22 protein-coding genes are annotated in these 22,114 nt (G+C 61.3%); 7 read left to right on the top strand and 15 right to left on the bottom strand.

The window, feature by feature from the left end:
- Positions 1–57: 57 nt before the first annotated feature.
- The 8 genes from BT179_RS21145 to BT179_RS21110 all read right to left on the bottom strand — a co-directional run bounded on the left by BT179_RS21145 (position 58) and on the right by BT179_RS21110 (position 7,850).
- Entirely contained in the window at positions 58–993 is a 936-nt protein-coding gene (locus tag BT179_RS21145) for a glutathione S-transferase family protein (RefSeq protein WP_072397152.1), read from the bottom strand.
- Positions 994–1,072: 79 nt separating this feature from the next.
- Positions 1,073–1,396, bottom strand: a complete 324-nt coding sequence (locus tag BT179_RS21140; protein ID WP_072397150.1) for a GIY-YIG nuclease family protein — start codon at positions 1,394–1,396, stop codon at positions 1,073–1,075.
- A gap of 39 nt (positions 1,397–1,435) precedes the next feature.
- Entirely contained in the window at positions 1,436–1,906 is a 471-nt protein-coding gene (locus BT179_RS21135; protein ID WP_072397148.1) for a nuclear transport factor 2 family protein, read from the bottom strand.
- A gap of 87 nt (positions 1,907–1,993) precedes the next feature.
- Entirely contained in the window at positions 1,994–3,298 is a 1,305-nt protein-coding gene (locus tag BT179_RS21130; RefSeq protein ID WP_072397146.1) for a CynX/NimT family MFS transporter, read from the bottom strand.
- 390 nt (positions 3,299–3,688) lie between these two features.
- Positions 3,689–4,453, bottom strand: a complete 765-nt coding sequence (locus BT179_RS21125; protein ID WP_072397144.1) for an amino acid ABC transporter ATP-binding protein — start codon at positions 4,451–4,453, stop codon at positions 3,689–3,691.
- A 10-nt stretch (positions 4,454–4,463) separates the two neighbouring features.
- Positions 4,464–5,561: an amino acid ABC transporter permease gene (locus tag BT179_RS21120; RefSeq protein WP_072397142.1), complete on the bottom strand. Its 1,098-nt coding sequence runs from the start codon at positions 5,559–5,561 to the stop codon at positions 4,464–4,466.
- Positions 5,562–5,571: 10 nt separating this feature from the next.
- Entirely contained in the window at positions 5,572–6,753 is a 1,182-nt protein-coding gene (locus BT179_RS21115) for an amino acid ABC transporter permease (RefSeq protein ID WP_072397140.1), read from the bottom strand.
- 65 nt (positions 6,754–6,818) lie between these two features.
- Entirely contained in the window at positions 6,819–7,850 is a 1,032-nt protein-coding gene (locus BT179_RS21110) for an amino acid ABC transporter substrate-binding protein (protein WP_072397138.1), read from the bottom strand.
- Positions 7,851–8,322: 472 nt separating this feature from the next.
- On the opposite strand from BT179_RS21110, the gene BT179_RS21105 reads away from it, so the two are divergent.
- The 5 genes from BT179_RS21105 to BT179_RS21085 all read left to right on the top strand — a co-directional run bounded on the left by BT179_RS21105 (position 8,323) and on the right by BT179_RS21085 (position 13,623).
- The gene (locus BT179_RS21105; protein WP_072397136.1) at positions 8,323–8,979 is read left to right on the top strand and encodes an alpha/beta hydrolase; all 657 of its coding nucleotides are present in this window, start codon (positions 8,323–8,325) and stop codon (positions 8,977–8,979) included.
- A 99-nt stretch (positions 8,980–9,078) separates the two neighbouring features.
- On the top strand, positions 9,079–10,542 hold the full coding sequence (gene rhlB, locus BT179_RS21100) for an ATP-dependent RNA helicase RhlB (protein WP_072397134.1): 1,464 nt from the start codon (positions 9,079–9,081) through the stop codon (positions 10,540–10,542).
- Between the two features lie 142 nt (positions 10,543–10,684).
- Positions 10,685–11,632 (top strand): ornithine cyclodeaminase family protein, encoded by a 948-nt coding sequence (locus BT179_RS21095; RefSeq protein WP_072397105.1) that lies wholly within the window; start codon positions 10,685–10,687, stop codon positions 11,630–11,632.
- Between the two features lie 147 nt (positions 11,633–11,779).
- The gene (locus BT179_RS21090) at positions 11,780–12,907 is read left to right on the top strand and encodes an NAD(P)/FAD-dependent oxidoreductase (protein ID WP_072397103.1); all 1,128 of its coding nucleotides are present in this window, start codon (positions 11,780–11,782) and stop codon (positions 12,905–12,907) included.
- 89 nt (positions 12,908–12,996) lie between these two features.
- The gene (locus tag BT179_RS21085) at positions 12,997–13,623 is read left to right on the top strand and encodes a helix-turn-helix transcriptional regulator (protein WP_072397101.1); all 627 of its coding nucleotides are present in this window, start codon (positions 12,997–12,999) and stop codon (positions 13,621–13,623) included.
- A 122-nt stretch (positions 13,624–13,745) separates the two neighbouring features.
- On the opposite strand, the gene BT179_RS21080 is transcribed toward BT179_RS21085, so the two are convergent.
- The 6 genes from BT179_RS21080 to BT179_RS21055 all read right to left on the bottom strand — a co-directional run bounded on the left by BT179_RS21080 (position 13,746) and on the right by BT179_RS21055 (position 18,992).
- The gene (locus tag BT179_RS21080) at positions 13,746–14,522 is read right to left on the bottom strand and encodes an ABC transporter substrate-binding protein (RefSeq protein WP_072431575.1); all 777 of its coding nucleotides are present in this window, start codon (positions 14,520–14,522) and stop codon (positions 13,746–13,748) included.
- Between the two features lie 254 nt (positions 14,523–14,776).
- Positions 14,777–15,229 carry a molybdopterin synthase catalytic subunit MoaE gene (gene moaE / locus BT179_RS21075; protein ID WP_072397087.1) on the bottom strand — a complete coding sequence of 151 codons (453 nt, stop codon included), beginning with the start codon at positions 15,227–15,229 and terminating at the stop codon, positions 14,777–14,779.
- A 3-nt stretch (positions 15,230–15,232) separates the two neighbouring features.
- A complete protein-coding gene (locus BT179_RS21070; RefSeq protein WP_072397085.1) occupies positions 15,233–15,475 on the bottom strand; it encodes a MoaD/ThiS family protein in 243 nt (80 codons plus the stop codon).
- Positions 15,472–15,945 carry a cyclic pyranopterin monophosphate synthase MoaC gene (moaC, locus tag BT179_RS21065; RefSeq protein ID WP_072397083.1) on the bottom strand — a complete coding sequence of 158 codons (474 nt, stop codon included), beginning with the start codon at positions 15,943–15,945 and terminating at the stop codon, positions 15,472–15,474. Before moaC ends, BT179_RS21070 begins: the two co-directional genes overlap by 4 nt.
- 192 nt (positions 15,946–16,137) lie before the next feature.
- Positions 16,138–17,532 carry a PhoH family protein gene (locus BT179_RS21060; protein WP_072397081.1) on the bottom strand — a complete coding sequence of 465 codons (1,395 nt, stop codon included), beginning with the start codon at positions 17,530–17,532 and terminating at the stop codon, positions 16,138–16,140.
- 335 nt (positions 17,533–17,867) lie between these two features.
- Positions 17,868–18,992 carry a polysaccharide deacetylase family protein gene (locus tag BT179_RS21055; RefSeq protein WP_072397213.1) on the bottom strand — a complete coding sequence of 375 codons (1,125 nt, stop codon included), beginning with the start codon at positions 18,990–18,992 and terminating at the stop codon, positions 17,868–17,870.
- Between the two features lie 171 nt (positions 18,993–19,163).
- On the opposite strand from BT179_RS21055, the gene yaaA reads away from it, so the two are divergent.
- Positions 19,164–19,943 carry a peroxide stress protein YaaA gene (yaaA, locus tag BT179_RS21050; protein WP_072431574.1) on the top strand — a complete coding sequence of 260 codons (780 nt, stop codon included), beginning with the start codon at positions 19,164–19,166 and terminating at the stop codon, positions 19,941–19,943.
- A gap of 77 nt (positions 19,944–20,020) precedes the next feature.
- Here the strand turns inward: yaaA and BT179_RS26585 are convergent, their stop codons facing one another.
- Positions 20,021–20,281 carry a hypothetical protein gene (locus BT179_RS26585; RefSeq protein WP_143148721.1) on the bottom strand — a complete coding sequence of 87 codons (261 nt, stop codon included), beginning with the start codon at positions 20,279–20,281 and terminating at the stop codon, positions 20,021–20,023.
- A 471-nt stretch (positions 20,282–20,752) separates the two neighbouring features.
- On the opposite strand from BT179_RS26585, the gene BT179_RS21045 reads away from it, so the two are divergent.
- Entirely contained in the window at positions 20,753–22,069 is a 1,317-nt protein-coding gene (locus tag BT179_RS21045; protein WP_072397077.1) for a nucleotide sugar dehydrogenase, read from the top strand.
- Positions 22,070–22,114: the final 45 nt, after the last annotated feature.

Genomic DNA, 22,114 nt, shown 5'->3' with positions numbered 1-22,114 from the left:
GGACCGGCCCATGCCATCGACCCGCGCGGGAGCGAACCTGTTCGCCATGAGGTCGGCTCATTGCGCGCCGATGCGGAACCCGAACCGCGGAAAGTGCACATGTACCACTGCGCGACGTTCATCCTCGCGGCGCAGTATCAGCTCCTCGCTGCCAGCGAACAGCAACTCCCCAACCACCGGATCGACGCCGTAGTCGGTGGCCGCAATCGTGACTCGCTGGCCCAGCTTGAAGCCGTTCGGCTCATCGAACGCCTCGTCCGGCAACGCCGCCGGTGTCGAGTCGCGGGCGATGTCCAGCGCCTCCTGGGCACTCATCTCGCTCGACGCACCATGGCCGAACCCCAGCACCCGCCCTAGCCAGGCCGAGACCGCCGGGTAAGCATCCACCAACGGCGAAGTCACCGGCGTTCCCTTGAGGAACCACAGCGGATGAGCCATGGCGAAGTCGGCGATGGATGGCTCTCCCAGCAGGAAATCCCCCTCTTCTCGCTGCAACTGCTGTTCGAGCCGAGCCATGATCGTCGGCCATTGATGCTTGGCCTGCTCGGCCGCCAGGCGCGTGGCCGTGCCGCCACTGAACAGCCCGGCGCGGTCGGCGATGAAAGCCTTGATCGCCTCGGGCGGTAGCTTGGCGAAACGCACCGCCACCGATTCCGGCTGGAACACCAGGCTTACCGCGTGCTGGAACACCACCGAATCGGCCCACGCCGCAAAGGACGCGGCGATCATTTCCTTGCCTTCGGGAAACAGCGCCGGAGAGGCCTTTTCCTGCTCCAGCCGACGTGCCATCAACGCCGTATCGCAGTAGATATCCGCACCGATCTGCAGCACCGGTGTCTTGCGGTAGCCGCCGGTCAGGGCCGTAAGGTCGGGTTTTGGCATCATCGGTGGGATGCCTACCGAACGCCAGGACAGCCCCTTGAAACCCAGCAACAGACGGGCCTTTTCCGCAAAGGGAGATGTCGGGTAATGATGAAGAATCAGCTCTGACATGAGATTCGCCACTGCAGGGAGGAAGCTGCGCAGCTTAGCGTGCCATGGACGGCAGGCCTACCCTGCTGATGAGGGCCTATCAGTCTGGCTGATGAGACCGCGCTGCACTCGCCACCAGGCATTCCTTGGCGCTTTTGCGCAGCTTCTTGATCAGCCGTTCCTGGCGCAGGGCTTCGCCCTTGTCGCGGCAAGCTTCGGTGTACACCAGCGCCACCGCCGGGCTGGAAAGGAAGAAGCGTGCGCCCTTGCCGCTTTGATGCTTGGCGAAACGCCGCACCGGGTCATCGCTGATGCCGCAGTACAGCGAGCCGTTGGCGGCCCGCACCAAGTAGACGAACCAGGGCTTGGGCGGTTCGCTCGCGGCGTGCACAGGCGGATCGGCAGATAGGTTGGCGTTGGTCACGGCATGTTCAACGGACGAAGGAAACAAGCCGCGATCTTATCAGCGACTGCCCTGGAATGCCCGCAGCCCCTTGAGGGCCTGGGCCCTGACGGCGTTGCGCACCAGCGGCGTCCAGCCCAGCAACACCCCCTTGGTGCCCAGCGCCTGCCGGGACCATCGCCACAGATCGAAGTTGTCATGGTGCTCGCAGATCTTGCCGTCACGGAATACGAAGCGCGCCTGGATATCATTGACCACGGTGTTGCCGGTCTGGCTGAACAGGTAAGTCGCCACCCAATGGGCACCGCCGGAACGCTCATCGCTGCGCACGCTGTCGAAGGTCAGGGAGAAATCCTTGGCGCGGGTGGTGAGCATGCGCCACATATCGCCCGCATCACGCCCGCGCAACTCACCGAAGGCCGGGTCGCTGAATACCACGTCTTCGGTATAGCAGGCGCTCATGGCCTCGGCGTCCAGGCGCTGGAAGGCCTGGTAGAACCGGGTGATCAGGGCGTTGTGGGCATCACTCATGGACAGGCTCCGAAAACGTTTCAGTAGAGCCGGCACAATAATCCGTCGTCGTGCGGAACACTATCGTCATTCGCCATGAAAATGGCTTCAGCGAAGGCCGGTGACTTTCTCGCTGCTGACCCCGACATACAACGCTCGGCCTGCGCCGATGCCGGCGATGATGGCCCCCAGGCCGATCAGGCCGAAAATCCAGCCCAGGGCTTGCCAGCCCCCCGTCCAGTCGTGCACCACGCCCACGGCGAACGGCCCCAGCGATGCCAGCGTATAGCCGAAACCCTGGGCCATGCCGGAAAGATTCGCAGCCACATGGGCGTCCCGCGAACGCAGCACGATCAAGGTCAGCGCCAGGCTGAACGTCGCGCCCTGCCCCAACCCCAGCAGGATCGCCCAGCCCCACAGGCCTTCGATAGGCGCGTAGAGGCAACCGAACAGGCCGCCAAGGGTCATGACCATGACGAGCACGATGGCCAGCCGCTGGTCCTTGCCGCGGGTCGCCAGCCAGGGCGCGGCCAGCGAGCTGATCAGCTGGACGATGACCGAACCGGACAGCACCAGCCCGGCCTGGGTCGGCGTCAGGCCACGGCCGATAAGGATCGACGGCAGCCAGCCGAACACGATATAGGCCAGGGACGATTGCAGCCCCATGTACAAGGTCACCTGCCAGGCCAGCGGATCACGCAGCAAACCGCGAACCCGATACGCCACTTGATGGGCTCCGTGTTTCTGGCCCACTTGGGGCAGCCAGAACAGCGCGGCCAGCAGCGCCGGCAGCATCCAGAAACCCAGCCCCATGGCCCAACTGTGGTTCAACTGCTCGCTCAGCGGCACGGTCGCCCCGGCAGCCATTGCCGCGCCCAGGCACAACGCCATGGTGTAGACACCGGTCATGGCCCCGGCCTGCCTGGCAAAATCGCGCTTGACGATCCCCGGCAACAACACGCCGATCACGCCGATGCTGGCACCGGCCAGGATGCTGCCGGCAAAGAGCCCGACCTGCCCCAGCGAACTGCGCAAGACGATCCCGCCGGCCAGGACCAGCAGGATCCCCAGCACCACGCGTTCGGCACCGAAGCGCCGGGCCAGCACCGGCGCCAGCGGCGCGAACAGGCCAAGGCAAAGTACCGGCAGCGTGGTCAGCAGACCTGCCTGGGCGGCCGACAGGCCAAGGCTCCTGGACACGTCGCTGAGCAGCGGCGCCATGCTCGACAATGCCGGACGCAGGTTCAGCGCCACCAGGATCAATCCGAGCAACAGCAACCAGGGCCGACGCACCCGTGGCTGGACCTGCCGGGCCTGTTCGTCGTCGGCCTCGGCGTCGATCAGCAATTCTTCGAGTTCGGCGGCGCGCCTGGGTGTCGTCGAGGGGGTACGGTCAAACGGATCACGGGACATGGAAAGCTCTGGTTCAGGATTCTGGTCAAGATTCATTGAGCAATGGATGGCAACGGCCCTGGCCTGTTGCGGATCCTGTTGTTCGACGGCCGAGGAACTTCAGCGCGCAGCACGGATACATGTAGAGGAGGAAAACGGCACTGAGGTTGCAGCGCGAAGGTCAGGTCATCGGCGGCGTACTGGCCCGATCAGTTGAAAAAAACAACGGCCACTGCGCTGGCAGTCCATCTGTCGCGGGGCGAATTTCCTGACATGTTAGTCAGCTTCGTCGAGGAGGACAAGCGGCCGGATCCCAAGGCGGTCCTGCCGACCCGCTGCGGCACTGGGCTGCAGCCGCAGAAAAAAACAGACCCGGACAAGTCCGGGTCTATTTCGAAGCCTAAGGCCGGATCAGTGCAGGATCTGGCTCAGGAACAGCTTGGTGCGGTCGTTCTGCGGGTTGTCGAAGAAGTCGTTCGGCGCGGCCTGCTCGACGATCTCGCCCTTGTCCATGAAGATCACGCGGTTGGCCACGGTGCGGGCAAAGCCCATTTCGTGGGTCACGCAGAGCATGGTCATGCCGTCTTCAGCCAAGCCGATCATGGTGTCCAGGACCTCTTTCACCATCTCGGGATCGAGTGCCGAAGTAGGTTCGTCGAACAGCATGATTTTCGGCTTCATGCACAAGGCACGGGCGATGGCCACACGCTGCTGCTGTCCACCGGAAAGCTGGCCCGGGTACTTGTGCGCCTGCTCTGGAATACGCACGCGTTCCAGGTAATGCATGGCGATTTCCTCGGCCTTGCGCTTGGGCATCTTGCGCACCCACATCGGTGCCAGGGTGCAGTTCTGCAGGATGGTCAGGTGCGGGAACAGGTTGAAGTGCTGGAACACCATGCCGACTTCGCGGCGGATCGCTTCGATCTGCTTCAGGTCGTTGGTCAGCTCCACCCCGTCGACCACGATGCGGCCCTGCTGGTGCTCTTCCAGACGGTTGAGGCAGCGGATGGTGGTGGACTTGCCCGAGCCCGATGGGCCGCACAGGACGATACGCTCGCCCTGCTTGACGTTCAGGTTGATGTCTTTCAACACGTGGAACTGGCCGTACCACTTGTTTACACCCTGCATCTGAATAATGCCTTCAGGGCCCACAGGCTGTTTGATCGCTTCGCTCATCACTTAACTCCTAACGCTTGTGGCCTGTGTCGAGCTTGCGTTCCAAATGCATGGAATAGCGCGACATACCAAAACAGAAAATCCAGAACACCAGGGCGGCGAACACATAGCCTTCGGTGGCCATGCCCAGCCATTTCGGGTCGGCGGCAGCTTGTTTCACGCTGTTGAGCAGGTCGAACAGGCCGATGATGATCACCAGGCTCGTGTCCTTGAACAGCGCGATGAAGGTGTTGACGATGCCGGGAATCACCAGCTTCAGGGCTTGCGGCAAGATCACCAGGCCCATGCTGCGCCAGTAGCCCAGGCCCATTGCCGCGGCCGCTTCGTACTGTCCCTTGGGAATCGCTTGCAGGCCGCCACGCACCACTTCGGCGATGTAGGCCGACTGGAACAGGATCACCCCGATCAGGGCCCGCAACAGCTTGTCGAAGTTCATGCCTTCGGGCAGGAACAAGGGCAGCATCACCGAGGACATGAACAGCACCGTGATCAGCGGCACGCCACGCCAGAACTCGATGAACGTCACGCAGACCACGCGGATCGCCGGCAGGTTCGAGCGACGCCCCAGCGCCAGGACGATCCCCAGCGGCAAGGCGCCGACGATACCGACGGTGGCGATCACCAGGGTCAGCATCAGGCCGCCCCATTGGCTGGTCGCCACGGTGTCCAGGCCGAACACGCCGCCGTGCAGCAGGCACCAGGCGGTGATCGGGTACAGCACCAAAAAGCTCAGGCCGTAGATCGCCTTGCGCGGGAAGCGCGAGATGAACAGCGGGGCCACGCCGATCACGGCCAGCCATACGGTGAGGTCCACGCGCCAGCGCAGGTCCGCCGGGTAGTAGCCGTACATGAACTGCCCGAAGCGCTGCTGGATGAAGACCCAGCAGGCACCTTCCTTGGTGCAGTCGGCGCGAGTGGTGCCGACCCAGTTGGCATCCAGGATCGCCCATTGCACCAGGGGCGGCACGATCAGGTAGATCAGGTAGAACGCGAACAGCGTCAACAGCGTATTGAGCCAGCTGGAGAACATGTTGGCGCGCATCCACGCCACCACGCCGATACTGCTGGCCGGCGGCGGCATGTCAGGTTTGAAAGTATGAGTCGTCATGCGCGTTTCCTCACCGCTCGATCAGCGCAATGCGCTTGTTGTACCAGTTCATCAGCAGGGAAATGCTGATACTGATCGCCAGGTACACGCTCATGGTGATCGCGATCACCTCGATGGCCTGGCCGGTCTGGTTCAACACCGTACCGGCAAACAGCGAAACCATTTCCGGATAACCGATACCGGCCGCCAGGGAAGAGTTCTTCGCCAGGTTCAGGTATTGGCTGGTCAGCGGCGGAATGATCACGCGCAGCGCCTGCGGGATGATGACCTTGCGCAGGGTCGGACCGTTGCGCAGCCCCAGGGAGCGGGCGGCTTCGGTCTGGCCGTGGCTCACCGACTTGATGCCCGAACGCACGATCTCGGCGATGAACGCCGCGGTGTACACGGTCAAGGCCAGGGTCAAGGCCAGCAGTTCGGGGATCAGCACCCAGCCGCCCACGAAGTTGAAGCCCTTGAGTTCCGGCATTTCCCAGTGCACCGGCGCACCGAACAGCAGCGCGCTCAAAGCCGGGATCACCAGGAACAATGCCAGGCCGACCCAGAACTTGTGGAACGGCTCGCCAGTGGCTTCGAAACGCTTGGTGGCCCAGCGAGACATCAGCACAATGGCGACGATGGCCAGCACGATGCTGATCACGAACGGCCAGAACCCTTCGGCCACCAGCGCGGCCGGCATGTTCAGGCCCCGGCTGCTGACGAAGAAGGTATCGCCGAAGTTATGGGCGGCGCGCGGTCCCGGCATGCTCAGGAACACCGCGAAATACCAGAACAGGATCTGCAGCAGCGGCGGGATGTTACGGAAAACCTCCACGTAGACCGTCGCCAGCTTGGCAATGATCCAGTTGGGCGACAGCCGCGCCACGCCGACGATGAAGCCCAGGATGGTCGCCAGGATCACGCCGATGAACGTCACCAGCAAAGTGTTGAGCAACCCGATGACAAAGACGCGGGCATAGCTGTCCGCCTCGGTGTAATCGATCAGGTGTTGGGCGATGCCGAACCCGGCACTGCGCTCCAGAAAGCTGAAACCGGAGGTGATACCCCGGTGCTCGAGGTTGGTCTGCGTGTTATCGAACAGATACCAGCCCAGAGAAATGACCGCCACGATCGTGACGATCTGAAATACCCACGCACGCACTCGTGGATCGCTGAGGCTGAGCCTCTGCTTAGGTGCGCCGATTGAATTTTGCATGAAGTGCCCCGCAAAGAATGGAACAGAACATCACCCGGTGGTTGGCCCACCGGGTGATAGAACCATCAGCGCACTGGTGGTGCGTATTGGATGCCGCCAGCGTTCCACAGAGCGTTCAGGCCGCGGTCGATTTCCAGCGGAGTGCTCTTGCCCAGGTTGCGCTCGAACATTTCGCCGTAGTTACCGACCTGCTTGACTATTTGCACCACCCAGTCTTTCGGCAGTTTCAGATCCTTGCCGTATTCACCGTCGGCGCCCAGCATCCGAGCGACGTCAGGGTTCTTGGTGGACTTGGCTTCAGCCTCGACGTTTTTCGAGGTGACGCCGGCCTCTTCCGCGTTGAGCAGGGCGTAGCCAGTCCAACGTACGATGGCCAGCCACTCGTCGTCGCCGTTACGCACGACCGGGCCCAGTGGTTCCTTGGAAATGGTTTCCGGCAGGACCACGTAGTCCTTCGGCGCGGCCAGCTTGCTGCGCTGGGCGAACAGTTGGGACTTGTCGGAGGTCAGCACGTCGCAACGACCGGATTCCAGCGACTTGGCGCTTTCATCGGAGGTGTCGAAGGTGATCGGGGTGTACTTCAGGCCATTGGCGCGGAAGTAGTCGGACACGTTCAGCTCGGTGGTGGTACCGGCCTGGATGCAGATGGTCGCGCCGTCCAGTTCCTTGGCGCTCTTGACGCCCAGCTTGTTGTTGGCCAGGAAGCCGATGCCGTCGTAATAGGTAATGAAGCCCGGGAATTTCAGGCCCATGCCCGCGTCACGGGAGCTGGTCATGGTGGAGTTGCGCGACAGTACGTCGATTTCGCCGGATTGCAGAGCGGTGAAACGCTCCTTGGCGTTCAACTGGCTGAACTTGACCTTGGTGGCGTCGCCGAATACCGCGGCGGCCACGGCACGGCAGAAGTCAGCGTCGATGCCGACGATCTTGCCGGTGGAATCAGGCACCGAGAAACCCGGAAGGCCGTCGCTCACGCCGCATTGTACAAAGCCTTTCTTCTGCACGGCATCCAGGGTTGCACCCGCCTGAGCGAACCCGCTGACACCGAGCACTGCGGCTGCAGTCACGACTGCCAGGGTGGATTTCAGTAATTTCATTCAAACCTCCAGTTTTGCTCTTGTTGTGTCGGAGCTCGAGTCCTATCGCACCCTTTTGGGGCATTGCCGACCCTCGTTGGCTTTTTTTAGGGTCAACCGACGTCTGGACCTTCGCTATGAGTCTATTAATGAGAACGTCCACAGTCGGTGGGCCATACTCACTTCTCACCAATCGGCCGAACGGGCTGTAGCCCTTCACGTTCGCGAAGCCCGTAGCGGCTATTGGCGAACATCCATCACCGGATTTCTGATATCCCAAGCGTCGCGTCGAGCTGATAGTGTTACCGCGCAGCGTAAGAATCATCACTCAGCAACCCCATAGCAAAGCCCGTACCAGACCGCTACGCTTGGCCCTTGCGAGACACGTCAAGACAAAAAGTTGCAAGTTTGCGACATCTAATTAACTGAGGAACCAGGCGCGCACCGTAATCACGCACTGATTGGGCGCACCCGCACAGATTTGGAGCACACCATGACCGACCCCCTGATTCTCGAGCCCAGCCGCACCGCCGACGCGTGCGTTATCTGGCTCCACGGCCTGGGCGCCGATCGTTATGATTTCATGCCGGTCGCCGAGATGCTGCAGCAAAGCCTGCACACGACACGTTTCGTTCTGCCCCAGGCGCCGACCCAGCCAGTAACGATCAACGGCGGCTATGCGATGCCCAGCTGGTACGACATCCGCGCCCTGAGCCCGGCACGTGCCATCGACGAGCAGCAGCTGGAAGCCTCGGCGCAGCGAGTCCTCGACCTGATGGCTAGCCAGCGAGCCGGCGGAATAGACGCCTCGCGGATTTTCCTGGCGGGTTTTTCCCAGGGCGGCGCGGTCGTGTATCACACCGCCTTCGTGAAATGGCAGGGGCCGCTGGGTGGCGTGATCGCGCTCTCGACCTACGCACCGACGTTCAGCGACGACCTGCAACTGTCGGCCAGCCAGCAACGCATCCCGGTCCTGGCACTGCACGGCCAATATGACGAAGTGGTGCTCAATCCCATGGGGCGGACCGCCAAGGAGTATCTGAAGCACCATGGTGTCACCGTGACATGGCAGGAATACCCAATGGGCCACGAAGTGTTACCCGAGGAGATTCGCGACATCGGCACCTGGCTCGCCGAGCGGTTGCGTTAAGAGGCAGATCGCCACATCAGCCCCCGTGACAATCCCACTACGCCGCGCCCGTTTCTTGCATTACACTGGCCGGCGTACATTCCTTAACCAATCGATGAGATGACCGTGCTCAAAGCACTCAAGAAGATGTTCGGTAAAAGCGAGGCCGAGCAACTCGCGCCTGGCGCCAGCGCTCCCGTACACGGCCCGAGCCGTACCGAAGCGCCGCAGCAATCGCGCCGCCCCGCGCCTGTTGCAGAGGCGAAGGAGCCCGCGGCCCAGCCTGTCCCCCCGCAAGCGCCGCACAAGCCACGCAGCGAATCCCCGAAGCCACGCCGGGAACGCGCACCCAAGCCGCCGGCCGTCGCCTGGAAACTCGAGGACTTCGTCGTCGAACCCCAGGAAGGCAAGACCCGCTTCCATGACTTCAAGCTCGCCCCGGAGCTGATGCACGCCATCCAGGACCTGGGTTTTCCGTACTGCACGCCGATCCAGGCCCAGGTGCTGGGTTACACCCTCGCCGGCAAGGACGCCATCGGCCGCGCCCAGACCGGTACCGGCAAGACCGCCGCGTTCCTGATTTCCATCATCACCCAGCTGCTCCAGACCCCGCCGCCCAAAGAACGCTATATGGGCGAACCACGGGCGCTGATCATCGCGCCGACCCGTGAGTTGGTGGTACAGATCGCCAAGGACGCCGCGGACCTGACCAAGTACACCGGCCTGAATGTCATGACATTCGTCGGCGGCATGGACTTCGACAAACAGCTCAAGCACCTCGAAGCCCGCCACTGCGACATCCTGGTCGCGACGCCAGGCCGGCTGCTGGATTTCAACCAGCGTGGCGACGTGCACCTGGACATGGTCGAAGTGATGGTGCTGGACGAAGCCGACCGCATGCTCGACATGGGCTTCATTCCCCAGGTTCGCCAGATCATTCGCCAGACCCCGCCGAAAAGCGAACGCCAGACCCTGCTGTTCTCCGCCACCTTCACCGACGACGTGATGAACCTGGCCAAGCAATGGACCACCGACCCGGCCATCGTCGAGATCGAAGCCGAGAACGTCGCCAGCGAAAACGTCGAACAGCATATCTATGCCGTGGCCGGCGCCGACAAATACAAGCTGCTCTACAACCTGATCAACGACAACGGTTGGGAGCGGGTGATGGTGTTCGCCAACCGCAAGGACGAAGTGCGGCGCATCGAGGAGCGCCTGGTGCGCGATGGCGTCAACGCCGCCCAGCTCTCGGGCGACGTGCCCCAGCACAAGCGCATCAAGACGCTGGAAGGTTTCCGCGAAGGCAAGATCCGTGTGCTGGTGGCCACCGACGTGGCCGGGCGCGGCATCCACATCGACGGCATCAGCCACGTGATCAACTTCACCCTGCCGGAAGTGCCGGACGACTACGTGCACCGGATCGGCCGTACCGGGCGCGCGGGTGCCGAAGGCGTGTCCATCAGCTTCGCCGGTGAGGACGACTCCTATCAGTTGCCGTCCATCGAGGCGCTGCTGGGTCGCAAGATCAGTTGCGAGATGCCACCGACCCACCTGCTGCGCCCGGTTGAGCGCAAGCGTCCGTAACGGCCTGAACCGAACGCAGGAACGCAGTACGGTAACGAAACAGCGCAGCCATCGAGGCTGCGCTTTTTTTTGTCTCGGGGATATTGCCTTGATAAACTAAAAGTCCATAATGGACAAAATAGTTTAAGATCCCGGAGCCCCGATGCCCAGCACGCCCTATGTGATGACCCAGGCCGAAGCCGTCGAACTGCTCCAGCGCATCGACGTGCCGCACATCCTGCGCAAGCTGTTCCGCGATCTCGCCGCCGGGCAAGCCGTGCAACCGGCCCAGCAACTCGTGGAGTTCCCCCAGGGCGCCGGGGATTTCATCAACTACCTGGGCGTCCTGGCTGAAGACCAGGTCTACGGGATCAAGACCTCGCCCTATATCGTGCGCGAACAGGGCCCGTTGGTGACCGCCTGGACCTTGTTGATGTCGATGCGGACCGGCCAGCCGCTGTTGCTATGTGATGCCGCCGAGCTGACGACCGCCCGCACCGCCGCTACCACGGCCGTCGCTGTCGATGCCCTCGCCCCGCTCCAGTCCCGGCGCCTCGCGGTCATCGGCAGCGGCGCGGTGGCCCGAGCCCACGTGCAGTACGTCAAGGGGCTGCGGGACTGGCAAGGCATCCGCCTCTACTCGCCGGGCCTGAAGCACAAGACAGCGCAGGCCGTGGCCTCGATCACCGGGCTGGACCCTCGCCTGGAAATTGCCGACAGCCTTGAAACGGCGCTGCTCGACGCCGACGTGGTGATGCTCTGCACTTCGTCCGCCAAAGCTGTGTTCGACCCGCAGACCTTGGGCAAACCGGCATTGATCACCTCCATCAGCACCAACGCCCCGCGCGCCCACGAAGTGCCGCCGCAGAGCCTCAACGACATGGACGTGTTCTGCGACTATCGTCAGACCACCCCGGGCTCGGCCGGTGAAATGCTGATCGCTGGCGAACAGCACGGTTGGCAGACGTCGAGCATCGTTGGCGACTTGCCCGGGTTGCTCAGTGGACAGGTCGCCCGCCCGGACTATCAACGCCATGTGTTCTTCCGTTCCATCGGCCTGGGCCTGGAAGATATTGCATTGGCGAATGCGCTTTACCGACTTCACAACTGACATACCACATTCCCTTGGGGGAACGAGCTTGCGCGCGATAGCGGTGGTTCAGTCACCAGTAATGTCGACTGTCAGGCCGCATCGCGAGCAAGCTCGCCCCCACGGTTATTTCTAAACTCCCAGCACCGTGCTCCACTGGAGAGCTTCATGACCTCAGCAGACTTCATCATCATCGGCGGCGGCATTGCCGGAGCTTCCACCGGTTACTGGCTGGCTCCCCACGGGCGGGTCATCGTGCTCGAACGCGAATCCCACCCGGCCTACCATTCCACCGGACGCTCGGCGGCCCTGTACACCGCCGCCTACGGCACACCCCAGGTACGTGCGCTGACCCAGGCCAGCCGTGATTTCTTCGACGCACCGCCGCCCGGTTTCTGCGAACACCCCCTGCTCAGCCCGCGCGGTGAAATGACCGTGGACTTCACCGGCGATCCCGCCGAGCTGAACAATCAATACCTCAGCGCCAAGGCCACGGTGCCGCAGATGCAACTGCTCAGCGCCGAAGAGGCCTGTGTGCGGCTGCCGATACTGCGGCGAGAAAACGTGCATGGCGCCATCTACGATCCCACGGCCGCCGACATCGACACCGATGCCTTGCACCAGGGCTACCTGCGAGGGATCCGCCGCGGCGGCGGTGAAGTGCACACCGACAGCGAAGTGCTGCAAGTGAGCCGCGATGCCCAGGGCCTGTGGCAGGTCAAGACCACCGGCCAGACCTTTACCGCACAGGTCCTGATCAACGCCGCCGGGGCCTGGGCCGACCAGGTGGCACAACTGGCCGGCGCCCGGGCGCTGGGCCTGCAGCCCAAGCGGCGCGCGGCTTTCATCTTCGCCGGCCCCGACGGCGTGGACATCCATGACTGGCCCATGCTGGTGAGCCTCGACGAGTCCTTCTACATGAAGCCCGACGCCGGCATGTTCCTCGGCTCCCCAGCCAATGCCGATCCGGTGGAGCCTCATGACGTCCAGCCCGAAGAACTGGACATCGCCATGGGCATCTACCAGATCGAACAAGCCACGACCCTGACCATTCGCCGCCCGACCCGGACCTGGGCCGGGCTGCGCAGTTTCGTGCGCGATGGGGATCTGCTCTGCGGCTTCGATCCACAGGTGCCAGGCCTGTTCTGGGTCGCGGCACAGGGCGGCTATGGCATCCAGACTTCCCCGGCCATGGGCCAGGCCAGTGCGGCGCTGGTTCGCGGCGAACCGCTGCCCGAGGCCCTGGTTCGCTTCGGCCTGAGCAGCGAAATGCTGTCGCCCTCGCGCCTGGGTTGATCGTCCTGCGAGTGACGCATCGCCACGATTGCGGCAAACTCCCAGCGCCCCCGCTTCACGGGGCGCTGACGCTGCCTGGAGCCCTTGTCATGAACGCCCCGCAAACCGATCCGGCACTGGATAACTTCCACATCATCGCCGATGCCATCGCCACGCTGTTCTACCCCCACGCCGAAGTGGTGCTGCACGACCTGCGCACACAGAAAGTCGATTACATCGCCAATAACCTGTCCAAGCGCGTGATTGGCGATGACTCGTCCCTGGAAGACATGCTCAGCGAAGGGGTCAGCGAACGTAACATCGGGCCTTACGAAAAGCTCAACTGGGACGGCCAGAAGATTCGCAGCCTCAGCAGCGTGCTGCGCGATGCGAACGGCCAGCCCTTGGCGGTGCTGTGCATCAATCTGAATATTTCACTGCTGGAAAATGCCAAGGCCGCGCTGGACCTGTTCCTGTCGCCGGGTAAGCTGATCCCGCAGCCGGATTCACTGTTTCGCGATGACTGGCAGGAGCGTATCAACACCTTCCTGCATGCCTGGATGCGTGAACGCCAGCTGAGCCTGAACCTGCTTACCCGCGATCACAAACGCGAGTTGGTGCTGGCCCTGCACGCCGAAGGCGCTTTCAAGGGCAAGAGCGCCTCCAACTATGTGGCCAATGTGCTGAACATGGGGCGGGCGACGGTGTACAAGCATTTGAAGGAGTTGAAGGGGTAGGATTCGTATAGCTTGGCCTGGCGCCTTCGCGGGCAGGCTCGCTCCCACATTCGATCTCATCGTACTGATCGGGTACGACCCAAATCCCCTGTGGGAGCGAGCCTGCTCGCGATAGCGGTCAATCAGTCGCCGTAGATATCCGACTTGAAATACCTGGCCTGGATCTCCTGGTATTTCCCACTGGCCCGAATCCCATCGATGGCCTTGTTCAAGTCCGCCACCAGTTGGGTATTACCTTTGCGCACCGCGATGCCGGCGCCTTCACCGACGTATTTCGGGTCCTTGAGTTCAGGACCGACAAACGCGTAGCCCTTGCCACGGGGCATCGACAGGAAGTCTTCCAGCGGGATGGTGTCGGCGAAAATCGCATCCAGACGACCTGACGCCAGGTCCATGTAGATTTCTTCGTTGTTGCTGTAGCGCTTGACCGTCACGCCCTTGGGCTCAAGCACTTCAGTGGCGTAGCGATCCGTGGTGGTGGCTCGTTGCACACCCACGGACTTGCCCTTGAGGCTGGCGTACTGGTCATCGACCACCGCGCCTTCCTTCATGACCAGTCGCGATGAGGTGAAGTAATACTTGTGGGTGAAATCCACCGATTTCTTGCGTTCCTCAGTAATCGTCATGGAAGAAAGGGCCATGTCGATCTTCTTCACCTTCAGCGATGGAATTAGCCCATCGAACTCCCCCTCGACCCACTCGCACTTGACCTGCATCTGGGCGCACAAGGCATTGCCGATGTCGTAGTCGAAACCTTCGATTTTTCCTTCCGAGGTCTTGGATGCAAACGGTGGATAGGCTGCCTCGATACCGATCCTCAAGGTTTTCTCGGCGGCGAGCAGGCTGCTGGAGGCCAACAGGCCCAAGGCCAGGCCGGTGATGAGGGGGAGTTTTTTCATGGTGTTCTCTCGCGGGTTGTTGTTGGTTTGGCAGAGAAAGGTGAGGCGATGACTTACGTGTACTTATGAATCCATACTGGACTTTAATGTACACATCGTCAATCGGCAGGCAGGGCAATGGGATGGGTGGCTGATGGCCTCATCGCGAGCAAGCTCGCCCCAACACGGGATCTTTATGCATCAAGGATCCCCTGTGGGAGCGAGCTTGCTCGCGATGACGGACTCATGGCCTGCGGAAAAACTACAGGGGGGACTTACCGCTTCCAGCGATCCGCCGCCGCATGATCACTGTCCCGCCCTTCGACCCAGCGCGGACCATCGATGGTGTTTTCCTTTTTCCAGAACGGAGCGCGGGTCTTGAGGTAGTCCATGACAAAGGCGCAAGCGTCGAATGCTGCCTGGCGATGGGCGCTGGCGGCCGCGACGAAGACAATCGGCTCGCCCGGCTCCAGGGCACCGATGCGGTGCAACACTTCGAGCTTCAACAACGGCCAGCGCTGCTCGGCTTCGGTGGCGATCTTGCCCAGGGCTTTTTCGGTCATCCCCGGGTAATGCTCAAGGAACATCCCGGACACATCGAGGCCGTCATTGAAATCACGCACGTAGCCGACGAAACTCACCACCGCCCCCACACCGACATTGGCGGCGTGCATCGCGTTGACTTCGGTACCCGGGTCGAACGGATCGACCTGCACACGAATCGCCATGGCTCAGCCCCCGGTCACGGTGGGAAAGAATGCAACTTCATCGCCGTCCGCCAGCGGCTCGTCGAGCTGGCACAGTTCTTCGTTGCGAGCGCACATCAGGTTTTGCTCGCTCAACACCTCGAACCCCTGGCGCGCCGCCAGGAAAACGCGAACATCGTCCAGCGTGCCGAACTCACCCTCGACCCGCTCCGAGTCCACGCCCAACGCCTCGCGATAACGCGCAAAGAACCTCACGGTAATCTTCATGGCGCATCCGCCTGGAAGTGGCCGCTCTTGCCGCCGAGTTTCTCCAGCACCCGCACACCTTCGATGGTCATGCCCCGGTCCACGGCCTTGCACATGTCGTAGATAGTCAGCGCGGCGACGCTGGCGGCGGTGAGGGCCTCCATTTCCACCCCGGTCTGCCCGGACAGCTTGCATCGGGCAACGATGCGTACCCGCTCCTGGCCTTCGGCGCTGAGTTCGACTTTCACGCTGGTGAGCATCAACGGATGGCAGAGCGGGATCAGATCGCTGGTCTTCTTGGCCGCCTGGATGGCGGCAATGCGCGCGACGGCGAACACATCGCCCTTGGGGTGGCCGCCACTGACGATCATCTGCAGTGTGTCGGGCAACATGCGCACAAAGGCTTCGGCCGTGGCCTCACGGAATGTCACGGCCTTGTCGGTCACGTCGACCATATTGGCGCGACCTTGGGAATCGAGATGAGTCAGCACAGGGTTACTCCTGATCAGGAGCCTCGATTGTAAACCCGTGAGTCAGATTCCGGCAGGGTTGATTGTCGCACCCACTTGCGTCTTGGATTCGGAAGTCACTGCGACCCCCCTTGTGGGAGCGCGCAAGCTCGCTCCCACAGTTTTTTTGTAAAACCATAAAAAACCGGGCGGCTTGAAGGCCGCCCGGTTGGGTTACAGGTGCGATTCGGCGTATTCGGCCAGGATCGAGCGCGGTACGCCCTGCAGGGTGATGTGGACCCCGTTGGGGAAGTCCTTGAAGCGTTCGGTCAGGTAGGTCAGCCCGGAGCTGGTCGCGGACAGGTAAGGGGTATCGATCTGTGCCAGGTTCCCCAGGCACACCACTTTCGAACCGGCGCCGGCACGGGTGATGATGGTCTTCATCTGGTGCGGGGTGAGGTTCTGGCATTCATCGATCAGGATCAGGCTCTGCTGGAAGCTGCGGCCTCGAATGTAGTTGAGGGATTTGAACTGCAGCGGCACTTTGCTGAGGATGTAGTCGACGCTGCCATGGGTGCTTTCGTCATCCATGTGCAAGGCTTCGAGGTTGTCGGTGATAGCCCCCAGCCAGGGCTCCATTTTTTCCGCCTCGGTGCCGGGCAGGAAGCCGATTTCCTGGTCCAGGCCTTGCACGCTGCGGGTGGCGATGATGCGCCGGTAGCGCTTGCTGACCATGGTCTGCTCGATGGCGGCGGCCAGGGCCAGGATGGTCTTGCCGGAGCCGGCGGCACCGGACAGGTTGACCAGGTGGATATCGGGGTCGAGCAAGGCGAACAGGGCCAGGCTCTGGTAGATGTCACGCGGCTTGAGCCCCCACGCTTCCTGATGCAGCAAAGGCTCCTGGTGCAGGTCCAGAATCAGCAGCTTGTCGTCCTCGATTTCCTTGATCCAGCCGACGAACCCCTGCTCATCGATGATGAACTCGTTGATGTGCACCGCCGGCAGGTTGTCGATCAATTGCACCTGGTGCCAGGTACGGCCGTGGTCCTGGCGGGTATCGACCTTGCTCACGCGGTCCCAGAAGGAGCCGGCCATGGTGTGATAGCCGTTGGGCAACAGGGAGACGTCGTCCACCAGCTGGTCAGTGCTGTAGTCCTCTGCCGCGATCCCGCAGGCGCGGGCCTTGAGGCGCATGTTGATGTCTTTGGTCACCAGCACCACGGCCTGGTCCGTATTGCGGGCGTGCAGGTCGATCAACTGGTTGATGATGATGTTGTCGTTCAGGTGCTCGGGCAGTACGAGGTTGGGTTCGGTGCGCTTGCTCATCAGGATCGAGAGCAGGCCCTTGGGGCCGCTTTTGCCACGCTGGATCGGCACACCCAGCTCGACATCCTCGGGAGAAGCATCCCCCAGGGTCTTGTCGATCAGGCGAATCGCCTGCCGGCACTCGGCCGCCACGCTGTGATGGCCGCTCTTGAGCTTGTCCAGCTCTTCGAGCACGGTCATCGGAATGGCAACGTGGTGTTCTTCGAAGTTCAGAAGTGCGTTTGGATCGTGGATCAATACGTTGGTATCGAGTACATAAAGGATTGGCTTGTTGGAGGAAGGGCTACGTCCGTGGTCATCCATACTCGGTCACCTTTGTGGGGGCCATTCGACGCAATACCATGACGGTGCTGCGCCTCGAGGTAGCCACCGAATTCACCCGCGAGGGCTCAGGTGAACTGCACACAAACTGGGTCTTGGAAGACGCCACCTGTGTTGCAGGTTTCGGCGGTCTGACTTCTTGATACTCCAAAAACCATGACAGGAAAAAGCACTTTGACGCTTTTTTGAAGTTTATTTTTCAGAGTGACGAAAAGCCCTTGGCGTACCGTCGCTACCCCGTTAAAGTCGGAAGTCCGGTCGCCACGAATGCGCCCGAAGATTTTCCTTTTCCCCAATGTTTCCGGGCCCTTGCGGGTTCAGCGGAACGCCTCCTGACAATCTTCCCAGCCGATCCCGCTCTGCGCCGTTTGCGTCATGAGCCAGGGCAACGCCGTCTTCACCGCATCCTGCTTGGCATTGAAGTTGATCACCCCATGGCGCCAGAGCAGCATCAGGGTCAATGCGCGCTGGGCGCTTTGCTCGGGCTTGAGCCGGTTGCTGCTGTCCATGGGATCGATGTCCCAGAGCGCCACCTGCAGGCCCTGGTTGCGGAAGAAGGCCTGGGCATCGCCACGACGTTGTCCCTGGGGGGGACGGAACAGCGGCACGTAGTTCTCCGGCAGCCTGCCCTTGACCAGCTCGACACTGCGCCGCACCGAGTCCTGCCAGTCTTTCCAATAGCTGTGGGAGCGGAACTCCCAGCCCTGCACCCCCACGCATTGCCCCGAATACAGTGATTGCAGGTCGTTGACCGAACGATCCGCCAGGCGCGCCTGGATGTCCTTGCCCAACACGAAGAACGTGCCGTTCATGTTCGATTTGCGCAGGTAATCGGTCAGCCAGGGCGTGTTGTCCGGAACAACGTTGGCACCGCTGTCGAAGGTCAGCAGGAACAGCCGGTCGTGCATGCCCTCGCCATTGCGCTCGTAATCGCCGAAACGCTCGACCTCGCTGCTGGACTGGGGAAACAGCGCGGCCTTGCGCAACAACTCGTCCCGGTATTGGGTATGGAAGATCCGGCTCGGTCCGGCCCACTTGATGTAGAAGGAATTGTCGTCGAGATGGAAGCGACCCGCCTCCTGGCGCAGGGAAGCCATGTCTTCCACCAGATAACAGAAGGAAGCATCCTGGTCACAGCTGCGCTGGGCGAAGTTGTAGCTGCTCAACAAGCGCTGCCACAGCCGTGCCCGGAGGTTATCGATCGCCACCATGTTGATCGAGCGCAGGCCCAGGTACTGCTTGAGGGCGATTTCGTCCATGGCATCGGTGTCGAGCAGGACCCTGGCGAACATCAGGATCTCGGCCCGGGAAGCCACATCGAACAACGTCGCACTGGTGAGTTGCTCCGGCCAGGTGCTGCGATCCAGGGTGGCGATATCGTTGGGCGCGGCCATGGCACCGAGGCTCAACAGCCAGGCCGACAAAAGAAGAGCAATGCGCAAAAGGGATGTCTCCATAACGAAACCCGCGCGGCATCATAGCCGATCCTGTGGCGAGGCCATGCGCATGAATCCCTACCGCTATCCCCCACCACCGATCACCTATTGCCTCGATAGCTGGAGTCCACCCGGACAACCCCCTAGAATCGCGGCAACTTTGAAGGAGACGATTGCATGCTGATGGTGATTTCCCCCGCCAAGACCCTCGATTATGAAACACCGCCGGCCACCGCTCGCTTTACCCAGCCGCGATACCTGGACCACTCCCAGGAGCTGATCGAGCAATTGCGCGAACTCTCGCCGGCCCAGATCAGCGAACTGATGCATGTCTCCGACAAGATCGGCGGCCTGAATGCCGCGCGGTTCGGCAGCTGGACACCGGCATTCACCCCGGACAATGCCAGGCAGGCGCTGCTGGCCTTCAAGGGCGACGTGTACACCGGCCTCGACGCGCAGAGCTTCAGCGAAGCCGATTTCGATCACGCCCAACGACACCTGCGCATGCTGTCCGGCCTGTATGGCCTGTTGCGGCCGCTGGACCTGATGCAGCCCTATCGTCTGGAAATGGGCACCAAACTGGCCAATGCCCGAGGCAAGGACCTGTATGCCTTCTGGGGTACCCGCATCAGCGAATGGCTGAACGAAGCGTTGGCCGACCAGGGCGACGATGTGTTGTTGAACCTGGCGTCCAACGAATACTTTTCGGCGGTCAAGCGCAGCGCCTTGAAAGCGCGCGTCATCGATACCGAGTTCAAGGACCTGAAGAACGGCCAGTACAAGATCATCAGCTTCTACGCCAAGAAAGCCCGAGGCCTGATGAGCCGCTTCGTCATTCAGGAACGCATCAACGACCCGCACTTGCTCAAGCAGTTCGATGTGCAGGGTTATCGCTTCAGTGCGCAACAGTCTTCATCGCAAAAACTGGTCTTCCTGCGCGATCACGCACCGCAATGACGCGTTCCCCTTCGAGCCCCCTAATCGGGGGCCTCGATCAACCGCCTGCATGTCATCTCACTCCCCCGCCCACTTCGTCACTTTCTTGGCGTCAATATAAAAGACAACTCCCGCGCTAACTTTTCTTTCACTCGACAGATGTCAGTTTTTTCCGTAGTGGCACGGAAAATTTTCAACGATAGTGGCACAAAACTATCTAAGCCTTTTAACTCCCCGTAACTAAAGGCCAAAACCGCAAGTGCCATCACCGTGAGAGCAGTGCCATCTAGGCAGATATTTCGAAAAATTTCTGAAATCGCGATGAGCGGATCGGAACTATGTTCAAATGCACGGCTCATACCACCCGTAACGATTCTCGGCACTCGTGTACGAGATAACTTACGCAGGACGTCGGCCAGAGTAACCAAGTTGTCACGACAACTAAGCGAAACGGTCGCCTATTGGGATCCAATATGAAAGGACAGGAGATAACGCACCATCACTATCCCCTACAAAGGCCAAGGCTGCGCCCCTATAACGTGTTCACCCGAGCACACAACCTTCTGATTTTGTGGGCTTTTCGCCAGGAATCAGAAGTGTAAGACCTTTGCACGGACGTCCCCGACAACGAGGACCGGCTGCATAACAGGGCAGGTCATAACAACTAGGCCGCTTTGCGCACAACTTGAGTGCAATTATTTAGACACTCGGAACTTAGTATGCCTGCACACGGCATTGTGGCGCCTGCATTCCACACTTCCGAGTGCACTATGACCGCTGAACACTATTAACTCCGGCCATTTAATGGCGTGAAAACAGAGGTAAATGCGATGCGCATTAGCATATTTGGTTTGGGTTACGTCGGTGCAGTATGTGCCGGTTGCCTGTCTGCACGGGGCCATGATGTGGTTGGCGTTGATGTCGCCAAGGACAAGATCGATATGATCAACGCCGGCAAGTCGCCGATCGTTGAACCGGGTCTTGGAGAGTTGCTGGCACAAGGTATTCAAACGGGCCGTTTGCGCGGTACTACCAACTTCGCCGAAGCCATTCGCGATACCGATCTGTCGATGATCTGCGTCGGTACACCGAGCAAGAAAAACGGCGACCTGGAACTGAACTACATCGAAGCCGTGTGCCGCGAAATCGGTTTTGTCCTGCGCGACAAGACGACCCGCCACACCATCGTGGTTCGCAGTACCGTTCTGCCAGGCACCGTAGCGAACGTAGTGATCCCGATCCTCGAAGACTGCTCCGGCAAAAAGGCTGGCGTCGATTTCGGCGTCGCGGTCAACCCTGAGTTCCTGCGTGAAAGCACCGCCATCAAGGACTACGACCAGCCACCGATGACTGTCATCGGCGAGTTCGACAAGGCCTCCGGCGACGTTCTGCAATCGCTGTACGAAGAGCTCGATGCGCCGATCATCCGCAAGGATATCGCCGTCGCCGAGATGATCAAGTACACCTGCAACGTCTGGCACGCCACCAAGGTGACCTTCGCCAACGAAATCGGCAACATCGCCAAGGCCGTAGGCGTCGATGGTCGTGAAGTGATGGACGTGGTCTGCCAGGACAAGGCCCTGAACCTGTCCCAGTACTACATGCGCCCAGGCTTCGCCTTCGGCGGATCGTGCCTGCCCAAGGACGTTCGCGCCCTGACCTATCGCGCCAGCAGCCTGGACGTGGAAGCGCCGCTGCTCAACTCGCTGATGCGCAGCAACGAATCCCAGGTGCAGAACGCCTTCGACATCGTCTCCGCCCACGACAAACGCAAGGTCGCCCTGCTGGGCCTGAGCTTCAAGGCCGGTACCGACGACCTGCGCGAAAGCCCGTTGGTGGAACTGGCGGAAATGCTGATCGGCAAGGGCTACGACCTGCGCATCTACGACAGCAACGTCGAATACGCCCGCGTCCACGGTGCGAACAAGGATTACATCGAGTCGAAGATCCCTCACGTCTCGTCCTTGCTCAACTCAGATTTCGACTCGGTGATCGACAACTCCGACATCATCATCCTCGGCAACCGCGACGAGAAATTCCGCTCGCTGACCGAGAACGTACCGGAAGGCAAGCAGGTCATCGACCTGGTTGGTTTCATGTCCAAGGCCACATCACCGAATGGCCGGACAGAAGGCATCTGCTGGTAAGTCTGTTTGCCGGCCGGGGCTCGCCCTGGCCGGCCTTTCGCCTGC

It is taken from the genome of Pseudomonas sp. NFACC43 (assembly GCF_900119645.1).
GTDB lineage: Bacteria > Pseudomonadota > Gammaproteobacteria > Pseudomonadales > Pseudomonadaceae > Aquipseudomonas.
Note: the sequence above shows the minus strand (reverse complement) of the source record. Positions and strands in the feature narration are given on the sequence as shown.